The sequence below is a fragment of the Clostridium sp. UBA7339 genome (genome assembly GCF_002470865.1).
Classification (GTDB): domain Bacteria; phylum Bacillota; class Clostridia; order Clostridiales; family Clostridiaceae; genus Clostridium_J; species Clostridium_J sulfidigenes.
Genome location: NZ_DKPI01000006.1, coordinates 781,227 through 793,952 on the forward strand (window position 1 = coordinate 781,227; position 12,726 = coordinate 793,952).

General features: G+C 32.8%; 14 protein-coding genes. All 14 read right to left on the bottom strand.

Going from position 1 to position 12,726, the window contains the following annotated elements; all coding sequences use genetic code 11:
• Positions 1 to 6: 6 nt before the first annotated feature.
• The gene (gene eutD, locus B2S02_RS07110) at positions 7 to 633 is read right to left on the bottom strand and encodes an ethanolamine utilization phosphate acetyltransferase EutD (protein ID WP_150846124.1); all 627 of its coding nucleotides are present in this window, start codon (positions 631 to 633) and stop codon (positions 7 to 9) included.
• A 16-nt stretch (positions 634 to 649) separates the two neighbouring features.
• Complete coding sequence (locus tag B2S02_RS07115) at positions 650 to 1,429, bottom strand: ethanolamine utilization cobalamin adenosyltransferase (RefSeq protein WP_035130586.1); 780 nt, start codon at positions 1,427 to 1,429, stop codon at positions 650 to 652.
• A 72-nt stretch (positions 1,430 to 1,501) separates the two neighbouring features.
• Positions 1,502 to 1,792 (bottom strand): ethanolamine utilization microcompartment protein EutM, encoded by a 291-nt coding sequence (eutM, locus tag B2S02_RS07120; RefSeq protein WP_035130585.1) that lies wholly within the window; start codon positions 1,790 to 1,792, stop codon positions 1,502 to 1,504.
• Positions 1,793 to 1,841: 49 nt separating this feature from the next.
• A complete protein-coding gene (locus B2S02_RS07125; RefSeq protein ID WP_346920478.1) occupies positions 1,842 to 3,320 on the bottom strand; it encodes an acetaldehyde dehydrogenase (acetylating) in 1,479 nt (492 codons plus the stop codon).
• Complete coding sequence (locus B2S02_RS07130) at positions 3,320 to 4,000, bottom strand: BMC domain-containing protein (protein WP_346847401.1); 681 nt, start codon at positions 3,998 to 4,000, stop codon at positions 3,320 to 3,322. Before B2S02_RS07130 ends, B2S02_RS07125 begins: the two co-directional genes overlap by 1 nt.
• A 15-nt stretch (positions 4,001 to 4,015) precedes the next feature.
• Entirely contained in the window at positions 4,016 to 4,669 is a 654-nt protein-coding gene (eutL, locus tag B2S02_RS07135) for an ethanolamine utilization microcompartment protein EutL (protein ID WP_035130583.1), read from the bottom strand.
• A 17-nt stretch (positions 4,670 to 4,686) separates the two neighbouring features.
• The gene (gene eutC / locus B2S02_RS07140) at positions 4,687 to 5,577 is read right to left on the bottom strand and encodes an ethanolamine ammonia-lyase subunit EutC (protein WP_346877288.1); all 891 of its coding nucleotides are present in this window, start codon (positions 5,575 to 5,577) and stop codon (positions 4,687 to 4,689) included.
• A gap of 13 nt (positions 5,578 to 5,590) precedes the next feature.
• The gene (locus tag B2S02_RS07145; protein ID WP_346847399.1) at positions 5,591 to 6,955 is read right to left on the bottom strand and encodes an ethanolamine ammonia-lyase subunit EutB; all 1,365 of its coding nucleotides are present in this window, start codon (positions 6,953 to 6,955) and stop codon (positions 5,591 to 5,593) included.
• 17 nt (positions 6,956 to 6,972) lie between these two features.
• Entirely contained in the window at positions 6,973 to 8,406 is a 1,434-nt protein-coding gene (gene eutA / locus B2S02_RS07150; protein WP_346847398.1) for an ethanolamine ammonia-lyase reactivating factor EutA, read from the bottom strand.
• A 131-nt stretch (positions 8,407 to 8,537) separates the two neighbouring features.
• Positions 8,538 to 9,962, bottom strand: coding sequence for a sensor histidine kinase (locus B2S02_RS07155; protein ID WP_035130573.1), 1,425 nt, complete (start codon positions 9,960 to 9,962; stop codon positions 8,538 to 8,540).
• Positions 9,955 to 10,527, bottom strand: a complete 573-nt coding sequence (locus B2S02_RS07160) for an ANTAR domain-containing response regulator (protein WP_035130570.1) — start codon at positions 10,525 to 10,527, stop codon at positions 9,955 to 9,957. The genes B2S02_RS07155 and B2S02_RS07160 overlap by 8 nt, the downstream gene beginning before the upstream one ends.
• Before the next feature lie 21 nt (positions 10,528 to 10,548).
• Complete coding sequence (locus B2S02_RS07165; protein ID WP_035130567.1) at positions 10,549 to 10,980, bottom strand: EutP/PduV family microcompartment system protein; 432 nt, start codon at positions 10,978 to 10,980, stop codon at positions 10,549 to 10,551.
• Between the two features lie 8 nt (positions 10,981 to 10,988).
• A complete protein-coding gene (gene eutS, locus B2S02_RS07170) occupies positions 10,989 to 11,336 on the bottom strand; it encodes an ethanolamine utilization microcompartment protein EutS (RefSeq protein WP_035130564.1) in 348 nt (115 codons plus the stop codon).
• A gap of 245 nt (positions 11,337 to 11,581) precedes the next feature.
• A complete protein-coding gene (locus B2S02_RS07175) occupies positions 11,582 to 12,715 on the bottom strand; it encodes a 1-propanol dehydrogenase PduQ (protein WP_346847397.1) in 1,134 nt (377 codons plus the stop codon).
• Positions 12,716 to 12,726: the final 11 nt, after the last annotated feature.

The window sequence follows — 12,726 nt, forward strand, 5'->3', positions numbered from 1 at the left end:
TGAGGCCTACTTAACTATTCTACAAAGAGTTCCCTTCGTAAATCCACAAGCATTAGCCTCATCATAGTCTATATGCATATATGTTCTAAAGTCTGGGCTTACTCTTATGACAACATCATCAAATATTAGGGGTCTATTACCATAAACCTTTGCTTGAATGATTTCTTTATCTTTCACACCAAACTTCTCTGCATCTTCTGGAGTTATGTGTATGTGCCTTTTAGCAACAATTACTCCTTTATCTATTGTAAGAGTAGCTCGTTCTGTAGAAATTGTAATTCCAGGAGTACCTTCTATTTTACCACTCTCTTTAACAGGAGCCTTAATTCCAAGAACTGTTGCATCAGTTAATGAAATTTCTACTTGTGTAGATTTCCTTGCAGGTCCAAGAACAACAACATTTTTTAGTGAACCCTTAGGTCCTGTTATAGTAACTCTTTCTTTACATGCATATTGACCTGGTTGTGATAAGTCTTTAACCTTATTTAACTGATAATCACGTCCAAATAATATGTTTATATGTTCTTCACATAAGTGAACGTGTTTTCCTGAAGCTTCAACTTCTATAAAAGCTTCTTTTTTTACTCTCTTTATTACTTCATCTATGATATCTTCTACTAAAAGATTATTCATATTTCATCCTCCTGCTTTAACTGTATTCTCCAGTTCTATATTTAAATATCATTATCCAAAACAAGGATGATAATCTATTTAATGCCTTTATTATATCCGGCCTTTGAACATCACCATACTCCCCTTTAAATGCGGTATAAGCTAAAAGTTCAGTTTCTCTTATAGTTGTTCTACAAGAATTTAATGCCACAACAGCCTCACCCATAGAAAACGCTACTGGCTCATGACCAATCCCATAATATTTCTTTGGATAATGAGATTTTTCTCTCAATTCTTCTGGAGTCATACCAAGAAGTTTAAATTCTCCTACTGGTTCATTAACCACTTCACATCTAAGGAGACCTCTTACAAACTTTAATATCTCTTCAAGGTCTTCTGTTAGCTTTGAAGCTCCTAATTTATGAGTAATAACTTGAGTTTCCAATATCTTAGACTCAAGAGAATCTAACTTTCCTCTCAGCGCTATTATCTTATGATCTTTAAACACTAATAAGTTTCCATTTAAATGTGTCATATGCTCAGGTTTTTCCATTAATTCAGCACCAAATACAGTTATATATTTACTTTTTTCTTCTCTCGTTTGTAACTTTACAGGTACTTCTTCTTTTACCTTTTTTACTTCATGCACTACTTCCTCTAAAGAATCTACATACTTCAATTTAATATTATTTTCTGACAAAAATGATTTTGCAGATGGGGTTACTATTTGCCCTTTTAGAACTCTAAATTCGGTATATTCCTTAAAGTCTGTTCCCTTTAACTGTCTTCTAACTTCACTTTCAGTTAATACTGACATATCTTCACATCCCTCATTAGATGTAAGAGACGTATTGCTTATTTTAGCAATACATCTCTACACAAACCTAAATTAAACTGTTTCCTGTGTTTTTGGTAAAACAGCATCTACTTCAAAGTGTGGTCTTGGGATTACGTGAACTGATATTAATTCTCCAACTCTTTCAGCAGCAGCTGCTCCAGCATCTGTAGCAGCTTTAACAGCTCCAACATCTCCTCTTACAAGTACAGTTACAAGACCGCCACCAACTTGTTCTTTTCCTACTAGTTGTACGTTAGCAGCTTTAACCATTGCGTCTGCAGCTTCTATTGCTGCTACTAATCCTTTAGTTTCAATCATTCCTAATGCATTTGCGTTTGCCATTATAAATTCCTCCTTAAATTTAACCAATATACTTTGAAATTTTATTTTATTATCTTAATTCACTTATTATTTTCTTAACAAGTAAATTAACAAGCTCTTCTGTGTCTGCAGATGAAAGTGAACTATTATTTCCATTAACTGAGTTGCTACTTCCACCTCTAAAATGTTCAATTTCTCTAACTCCATAAGCTACTTTTTTGATATTTACAAGGTGAAGTGGTCCTACATTATCAGATGTTGCACTTCCACCAATAGCTCCACAACCTAAAGTTAAAGCAGGTACTATATTTAGAGAAGCACCTATTCCTCCTAAAGTACTTGGAGTGTTTACTGGTATTCTTGATACCGGCATACTAAGAGCAAATCTTTTTACTAGTTCCTTGTCTTCACAGTGCATTGAGAATGTGTGACCAGCGCCTTCATTAATAAGTATTTCTCTACACTTAGCTTCTATATCATCTACACTCTTTTCAACATAGAATCCTAGAATTGGAGCTAGTTTTTCTCTTGAATATGGAACATTGTGTCCTACTTCTGTTTCTTCAGCAATAAGTACTCTTGCTGAAGAAGGTACGTTAGTTAAATTAGCAAGTTTTGCAATAGTTTCTACACTCTTACCAACTATTTGTGGATTCATACTTCCATTAGCTCTCATTATAAATTTACCAAGTTGTTTTGCTTCTTCTGGGCTTAAGAAATATGCTCCTTGATTTTTGAATTCAGTCACCACTCTATCTTTAATAGCTTCTTCTATAATCACTGATTGCTCAGAAGCACAGATTGTTCCATTATCAAAAGTTTTAGAATCCATTATTCTCTTAACTGCAACTTTAATATCAGCACTCTTATCAATAAATGCTGGACCATTTCCTGGACCAACTCCAAGGGCCGGTGTACCTGAAGAGTACGCTGCTCTAACCATTGCTGAACCACCAGTTGCAAGTATCATAGCTGTATCTTTATTTTTCATTAATTCATCTGTAGCTTGAAGGGTTGGAATTGTAATGCATCCAATAACTCCTTCTGGGCATCCAGCCTTTACAGCTGCTTCATTAATAATTCTAACTGTTTCTAATATACTTTTTTTAGCATTTGGATGTGGTGAAAATACTATTGCGTTTCCACATTTTAATGATATAAGAGCTTTATACATAGTTGTTGATGTTGGATTAGTTGAAGGAATTAATCCTGCAATTACTCCCATAGGTACTGCAACATCCATAACTCTTTTCTCTTCATCTTCTGCAACTATACCAATAGTTTTTAGATCCTTGATATAATCATAGATATATGTAGACCCAAAAATATTTTTAATTACTTTGTCCTGCCATATTCCAAATCCAGTTTCTTCAACTGCCATTTTAGCTAGCTTCTCTGCATTTGCTGCAGCAGCCTCAGCCATAGCCTTAACTATTCTATCAATCTCATCCTGAGATTTTTTAGCCAATTTTGCTTGAGCAGCTTTAGCTGTTTTAATTAGATTTCTAACCTCTTGTATAGACGCTAAATCTTTATCTGTAAGTTCCATTATTTTTCACCTGCTTTGTTATATTCTAGTATAGTTTTAATAAGCACATCCTTTTTGGCAAATTTAATTTGTTTATTTGTCATATTCGGAATTTTTAAAGTTCTAACTAATCTTCTTAACTCTTCTACTTTCATAGAGTTATAATCTATATGATCTTTGAAATCATTTTTTATAATTTCTTCTATTTTGTTTATTTGAGGCTCTATTTCCTTACTTTTTTCTTTGGTTTCTTTTTTAGCTTCTAATTTTTCTTCTGTAACTTTTTCTACAATTTCCGCTTCAGAAGTTTCCACTTTTTCCTTGACTAAAGCCTCTTCTTTTTTATTAACTGGAGTTTCTGTTTTTTCCTTATCTTTTGTATCACTTTTTTCACTGGATGATTCTATAGGTACCTCTTGTGGTTTTTTATGTCCTTCAAAGAATAAACCTTCAACTTGTGAATCTACTCTTGGTATCACATGAGCAGTTCTAAAAGTACCTAAACTTTCTACAGAAGCCTTGGCTGCATCAACTGCAGCCTTTACCGCTCCTACATCTCCAATAATTTTAATAGTAGTTATTCCACCTTTTATTTTCTCTAGTCCAATCAAAGTAACATTTGCAGCCTTTAGAGCAGAATCTGCAGCTTCTACTGCTGCAACGTATCCTCTTACTTCTACTAGACCTAATGCTTTACTCACTTACTAAACCTTCGCCTAAAAGTTTACTGGTTGTTGAGCAACTGATTTGACAGCTTCTGCAAAAGCGTCACATGCTGCCTTACATGCTGATTGACTACCTGTAAGTAATCCACCACCATAGTTTGTTTCAGTTGGAGGTCCAAAGAATTCTTTCATTTCAACATCTGCTGCCTTAAGAGCTGCATCTAATCCATAGATAGCTTCAAGTGGTGGAGCTACTAGATAAGCTATTGCTTCTCCTTCTTTAACTCCTGCTACTTTTGAAAGATAAGTTCCAGTTCTTGAAACACAGTGTGCATAGTAAGCTATAGAGTTATCATCATTAGCACTTACAAAATGTGATCCATTTTCCATGAAGTCTATAGTAGCATTTAAACCACTTCTTACTTCTGCTGGACTTGGTCCAGCTATTATTCCAATAACTTCACCAGCAAGTTTTGTAGATGCATTAGCAGCACCTGCATACATTGATCTTGCATATACTACATCAACTTCAGCAGCTTTTGTAGCTTCATCAAGGGCAGTGTAAGTTACGTCATCACTATCAGCAGTAATGATACCTAAACTTTTATGATGAGGTTGTAATTCTAATTTTTTAACTAGTTCTGGGCTTACATTTGAAATTATTTTAACGCTTAATACGGTTGGACGTAATGCTTCATTAATCACAATAAATTCCCCCTAAATTATATTTTTAAATTTATTCCTGATGCTTTTTTATCAAGCATTGTCTTTATAAGTTCAGCTATATGTGCTCCAGCTTCAACTGCTGTAGTACCACCTTTATGGATGTTTGATATAACTGTTCTGTTAGCCTCTGGCATATTAGCTGTTGGTCTATAAGCTATATAAGCACTCATTGATTCAGCAGTAACAAGACCTGGTCTTTCACCTACTAGCATACAAACAACCTCTGCTCCTGTTGCATCACCAATGGCATCCATAGCTCCAACTCTACAATGTTTAATGAATAATATATCTCCAATTTCAATTCCATACATTTTTAAACCTTGCTTAATTGAAGGAACTGAATCTTTTAGGTTAGCTTCAATAGCTGCAGAAGAAAGTCCATCTCCAACTACTACTAACACTTTTTGACCTGAGAACTTATCTTTTATAAACTTAGTAGTTTCTTCGTCAAATCTTCTTCCTAGGTCAGGACGAGTTATATATTGATCTTTATCAACACACATTGTATTTACTGGTATTAAATTATTCTCTTTTATAAAGTCTTCAGATACATAAGAGAATACAGAGTCTTGTGCAGCAGCATGGTCAGCTCTAACTCTTAATTGAGTTATAGTTTTGTATCTTGGACCTGATCTTCCAATACCTATTCTTGCTGGAGTTCTTTCCTTCATTTTTAGGTATCCTTCTCTATCATGAGGGTTTTCAACTAAAAGTTGTTTTTTAAGGTCAATTTCTGTGATATCTGGAATACATCCATTTTCATCTACTGAACCTATTACAGCACTCATTTTATTTGCTACTTGATTTACTATGTCAGTACTACCTGATTTTTCTACCATTTCTCCTAATAACTTTTCAACCATTAATTTTAATTCTTGTTCGTTCATCAGTAGTCCCCCCTTATCCTAAAAATATTGAAGCGTCGCCAGCTCTTCTGGTTAACTTGCCATTTTCTATAATTCCCATTTTTTCCATCCACTCTTCAAAAGGTTTAATAGGTTTTACTCCTAATAACTCTCTTAATGTAGCTGTCTCTTGATATCCAGTTGTTTGATAGTTAAGCATTACGTCATCACCATGAGGAATTCCCATGAAGTATGTACATCCTGCTGTAGCAAGTAATACCGCTAAGTTTTCTATATCATTTTGATCAGCTTTCATATGGTTTGTGTAACAAGCGTCACATCCCATTGGGAGTCCTGAAAGTTTACCCATAAAGTGGTCTTCAAGACCAGCTCTTATAACTTGTTTTGCATCATATAGGTACTCAGGTCCTATGAATCCAACAACTGTATTTACTAAGAATGGTTGGAATCTCTTAGCAAATCCATAGCATCTAGCTTCCATTGTTACTTGGTCAGCACCATGGTGTGCATCTGAAGAAAGTTCTGAACCTTGACCAGTTTCAAAATACATTACGTTTGGACCTGTAGCAGTTCCTTCTTTAAGTGCAAGTTGTCTTGCTTCTTCTATTGTTGCAGCAGTAAATCCAAATGCTTCATTTCCTTTTTCAGAACCAGCAATTGATTGGAATATAAGATCCGCTGGCGCACCTTTTCTAATTGCTTCCATTTGTGTAGTTACGTGCGCAAGTACACAAGTTTGAGTTGGTATTTGCCATTTTTCTTTAAATTCATTAAATCTCTTTAAGACTTTTGTTACGCTCTCTACAGAGTCATCAACTGGGTTTAATCCAAGCACTGCGTCTCCAATACCATAGCTTAATCCTTCCATTAAAGATGCAAGTATTCCATCTGGATCATCTGTTGGATGATTTGGTTGTAATCTAACAGATAATGTACCGGGTTCTCCTATAGTTGTATTACAATGTGCTGTAACTTTTATTTTCTTAGCTGCGTATACTAAATCCATATTAGACATTATTTTTGCAACAGCAGCCACTATTTCTGATGTTATTCCTCTTGAAACTCTTCTTATATCTGCTCCTGTAGTATTATCATCTAGTAGCCACTCTCTAAATTCTGCTACAGTCCAATTTTTAACTTCTGCATATATTTTTTCATTTACGTCATCTTGTATTATTCTAGTAACCTCATCTAATTCATAAGGTACTGCAGGATTATTTCTTAAATCAGACAATGTAAGGTTAGAAAGTACAACTTTTGCTGCAACCCTTTCCTCTGCTGACTGTGCAGCTATTCCTGCTAAGTTATCTCCTGATTTTTCTTCGTTTGCTTTTGCCATAACTTCCATTACTGAATTAAACTGGTATACCTTTCCGAATAATTTAGTTTTTAAAATCATGATAATCCTCCTCTCGGTTAATTAAATACTAATGTTTTTATAACTACAGGTAATACTTTACCTTCCGCTACGGGTTTTCCTATATCTATATAATCTCCATTTTCCACCTTGATACCATCTATACAAACTATGTCCTTATCAAGATGTAAAAGGGAGTAAATAGCCTGACCTAATACCTTTGCCATATCATTTTCAACAATTATAATAAGTGGAAGCTTTCTATCAATCAGTTCTTTCATCCCACCTACTAGTCCCTTTGCCATATCTTGTATTTCTGCAAAAGAAGGATTCTTCTTTCCATGTAGGGCTATGGCAATACTCTGAAGTTCATTTTCATATTTAAACCAGTTAATTTTTTCTGATATAGCTTTTTCTAAAACTTCAGAACCTCTATTCTCATCTTCTAAACTGAGCTTTAAAATTGGTAAATTTTTTATAGGGAAGTTGTCATGGGTATATGTAATTGTACTTCCACTAATATCCATAGTGTGAGAGCCAGCTCCCACTACTGTTGCTCTTATAGTTTCTATTGCTCTCGCCAATTTTAATTTTTTACATAAGTCTGAGTTTTTAATAGCTTCTCCAAGAAGTATTCCTATATCTCCATACTTAAAATAATCTTCTATAGGAGATTCATTATATACATAGTCAGCTACTCCGCCTGAAAAAGATATACACTTAATCTCCTCATTTAAGGCAATAGACTTATTAGTAACTATCATTTCAAAGATAGATGTTTGAGTCCTAATTCCTACGCTTTCCTCTAAAAGCTTTACCATTTCATCAATAACTGGAATCAACATTTCTTTAGTTGCTTTATAGCCAACTTTTATATCAAAATTATTTTGATTTATAATATTTTGTATTTTAGGTGCTATATATACTATATTATTTGTGTCTTTATCAAGTTTTATAAGTCTTCCACCTATATCTAGACATCCAGTTTCCTTCAAATCTCCTCTAGTAAACACAGCTAAATTTGTAGTTCCTCCACCAATATCTAGATTAACTACACTTGTAGAATGTTCACTGGAGTAAATGTGAGCTCCTGCACCTTTAGCTGCTATAATACTTTCAAGATCTGGACCTGCTGTAGCAACTACAAAGTCTCCTGCAAATCCACTTAAAGTATGCAGTACTTCGTTGGCATTTTCTTTTCTAGCAGTTTCACCTGTTATAATTACAGCTCCTGTTTGTATTTCATCCTTATTGATACCGGATTTTTTATATTCTAAAGATACTATATCCTTAACTTTCTCGGCATCAATTTCTGTCATAGATTTAAGTGGCGTAAAATAAACATCACTTCTATAAACTACTTCTTTATCAACTATTGATATTCTAGGTACTGAAAAACTTGAAGCAGTGTTTTCTATGATTAGTTTCGAAAATACAAGTTGAGTTGTACTAGTTCCAATATCAATTCCAACACTTAAAAGTTCTTCTCTCATTAAATCACCTCCAAATACAAATATAAAAAGGCTTAAAGCTATCAAATTAATCTTTCAAATAACTATGAAAATTAATTTTTTTAACTTTAAGCCTCTTTGCTTAAATCAAACTACTTCAATGTAGTTCTATTTTATTCAAGTTTTATAGGAAATCTAAATTTAATTCTAGTTCCCTCATCATTAGAAAATATATCTATATCACCTTTTAATTTATCAGATACGTAGTTTTTTACTATAGACATTCCTAAGCTAGAAGATTTATCTATGGAAGTATCAAAACCAACTCCATCGTCAGCTACTGATATTTCTCTAAACTCTTCCTGCTCAGTAACAATAATTTTTATAGTGCCACATTCCCTATGATTAAAAGCATGATCATAACAATTTTGTATTAATTCATTAATTATAAGAGATATTGCAGTAATTCTATCTGTATCAATATAAAAATCATCACCTGATACTTCTATGTTAATTTCCTTTTGAATGTTTAAAAAACATCTTTTAGCATTATCTACTATAGCATTTATAACCTTCATAATCTTTACCTCATCACTTATATCCTTAGATAGAAGTTCATGAGTTGCTGCAATAGCTAGAATCCTATTCACACTTTCTTGAAGACTTACCTTTGCTTCCTCACTATCACATCTTCTCCCTTGAATACGTAAAAGTGAAGCTACAGTTTGTAAGTTATTCTTTACTCTATGATGAATTTCTCTTATAGCAACAGATTTAGAGATTATTTCAGCTTCCTTATTCTTTATATCTGTTATATCTTGAACTATTTCAATAACTCTCAAGTCTTCTTCCTTAATCAGTATTCTTTTTATTCCATAATAAAAATTACCAACTTTTATTTCCTTTGTTATTACTTTATTATCTTCTGTAATCTCTAAGATTTTATTAATATTAGTAAATAGGGTATTATCTAAGGACAAGTCATCATAATGCATTCCTTCAAGCTCATTATATCCCCTACCTATGTAAATCATATCAGCTTTTCTATTTTTAATTCTTAATATTCCATTTTCATCATAAACTAAAATGGCAGATTCTAAGTTATCATTTATCAATCTATTGGAATTTATCAAGTTCATAAGCTGATGTGTCTTTTGTCTTTTGCTTTTGGAGCCATCATTAGGAATAGTAAAATCTTCTTTTATTTCATTACTTATATCATCCTCAACAATAATTACTCCTATTATTTTTTCCTTATTATAAATCGGGTATACCTTTTGCCTTACAAATCTATTTTCTTGTGTTAAAGCTCTTACTCCTTTAAAAACCTCACCGGTTTTTAGAGTTCTTATTACACCAGGCTCATTAATTCTTAAAGCTTTTTTCCCTACTACAGAATTAGTATAAATAGATTCTTTTTTTCTTCCTTCTGAAACCACTATAGCTTCTTCTGGATTTTTTGATGGCACATCTATAAAAGCATCACATTCCTCTAAATTAGCTATTAACTCAATAGAGCTAGAAACCTCTATGATTTTATTAACATCTTCATCAGTAAGATTAGTATAAATATTACATAATTCTTTTATCTTATTCATAAGCCACTATTAAAGTTTTTGCAATATCTATCATAGAGCATCTTCTATCCATACTTAATTTTCTAATGTATCTGTAAGCTTCTTCTTCATCGGAATTTAATTCTTTCATAAGTATACCTTTTGCTTTTTCTATTAATTTTCTTTCGTTTAACTTTGATGTAACTTTCTCCAGGTTATTTTCTAACTCTTCAAACTCTTCTACTTTAGCTAAGCACATTTCCACTGTTGGAATAAATGATTTTTCATCTAAAGGTTTCACCAGATATCCATATGCTCCTACACTTTTAGCCTTTTCTATAAATTCAGTATCATTAAAGGCTGTCAATAAAAGTATTCCACCTGCAAGATGCTCAAGTCTAATTCTTTTACTGGCTCCTATGCCATCAAGTATAGGCATCTGTATATCCATAATTACTAAATCAGGTTTATGCTCTTTACAAAGTTCTACAGCACTAAACCCATCTGAAGCCTCTGCTACTACATTGTAACCCTCCGCTTCTAAGATATCTCTGATATCCATTCTAATAATAGGCTCATCGTCGACTATTATGATTTTTTTACTCATATTTAATTATTCTCCTCTATATTATGAACTTAAATATTTAATTAATTCCTCTATGCCAGTTCCATCTAAAGTATTTACTTCAAATATTCTAGATACTCCAGCCTCATTTAAGATTTCCTTAGCATATTTTATTCTATCTTTGTTTTGAGCAATGTCTATCTTTGTCACTATCCCAATACATTCTTTAGCAAACATACTACAAAAACCTGGTGCTATGTACGATTCTTCTGAAGTACAATCATATACTAGTGCAATTACATCTGCATCTGCTGATGTTACTATCAAAGCTTTGTAGTAAGATCTATTTTCTAGATATTCTCCTGGAGTATCTATAGACTCATCATAAATTTCTACCGATTGAGTCTTCTTATATTCTAAATCTAAATCGTGAATCTTTTGACACAAAGTAGTCTTTCCACTTCCAGTCTTTCCTATAAATATTACTTTTTTCATGTTACCTCCTAGGTTCTAGTAATTTTTGTAGAGGTAAATTGTAATAATCCTTCAAGTACAGAAGTAACTTCCTTTAATGCTGATTCTACAGAACTAATATCTCCTGTTATAACAAGTGAACCACTAAATCTGTCTACAAACCCAAGATTAACTCCAGCAGCTTTTGTAGCTACATCAGCAGCAATTATAGAACCTTCACTTGGAGTTATAGTTAAAATACCAATAGCATCTCTAGTGCTTGCTACAAGACCTAGCTTTTTATAAAGCTCTTCTGTAGGATTTGCTATTATATGTGCAAGGGTTACTTGTTTTCCTGGAACAAACTCCTGTATGATCCTTTGCTTATCGTCACTCATATACTCACCTTACCTTTGCATTTAGAGACAACACTAAAATAATATTTTCATATAAATTATTAGTCTTAGTATTACCTGTGTTTTAACAACTATTCTTAAATAAATCTATAATTTTATAAAAATAATAAAGGCTCCTCGAAAACATAATATTTTCAAGAAGCCCCTTTGCTTAAAACCATTACACTACTTTGTGTATATTTCGATTATATATTCAAAATTTTATACTGTCAACCCATTTTTTGATGTTATTCTTTAATTTTTCCGATAATTTCAATAACATTAAGAGGAGTAGGTATTTTAGGGTTAGTTGCAGTACATGCATCTAATAATGCACTGTTTGCAATTTCTTCTTTAAGCTTTTCTAATTCTTCCATAGATACACCACAAGCTTTTAAAGTGGTAGGCATATTCATTTCCTTTTGTAATTTTTTAATTTCATTTACAATACTTCTAACTCCTGCTCTAGCATTACTACAAGGTAATCCTAATAATTTTGCTATGTTAGCATATTTAATAGCAGCTCTAGAAAACTCATTATTCTCATATCCTACTATGTCAGCATTAAAATCAACTATATAAGGTAATAATAAAGCATTAGTTCTTCCATGAGGTACATGGAATTTGCCGCCTAGAACATGGGCTATCCCATGATTTAATCCAAGAGAAGCTGAATTAAATGCAATTCCAGCAAGACATGATGCATTATGCATTTTTTCTCTAGCTTCTATATCTTCACCATTACTATATGCTCTTAAAAGATATTTAAATGATAGTATAAGTGCTTTTTCAGCTAAAGCATCTGAAAAATCAGAAGCATTTGTAGATACATAAGCTTCAAGAGCATGGGTTATTACATCCATACCTGTATCTGCAGTAATTGATCCAGGTACACTTTTCACTAGTTCTGGATCTAATATAGCCACATCTGGTAATAGATCATCTGAAACTAATGGATACTTTGTTCCCTTAGTTTTATCTGTTATTACTGAGAAAGATGTAACCTCTGAACCTGTACCGCTTGTAGTTGGGATAGCTATAAATTCCATATCTGTGACAGATGTAATTTTCTTCGCAAAATCCATTATTGCTTTAGCTGCATCTATTGAAGAACCTCCTCCTAGAGCAATCAACACTTCTGGCTTAACTTTCTGAAGCTCTTCTATACCTTGAACTATAAGCTCTATAGGTGGATCTGGAACTATATCACTAAATATAGTTATGTTAGCACTTTTTAATTTTTCTGTTATGTTATTAATCATTCCTGATTTCACCATGAAAGGATCTGTAACTACAAAAACTTTTTTATTTCCTACTTCCTCTAACCGTTCTAAAGCTCCTTGACCAAAATAAATCTGAGTTTTAATTTTAAAATTGTTCATCTTAAACTCCT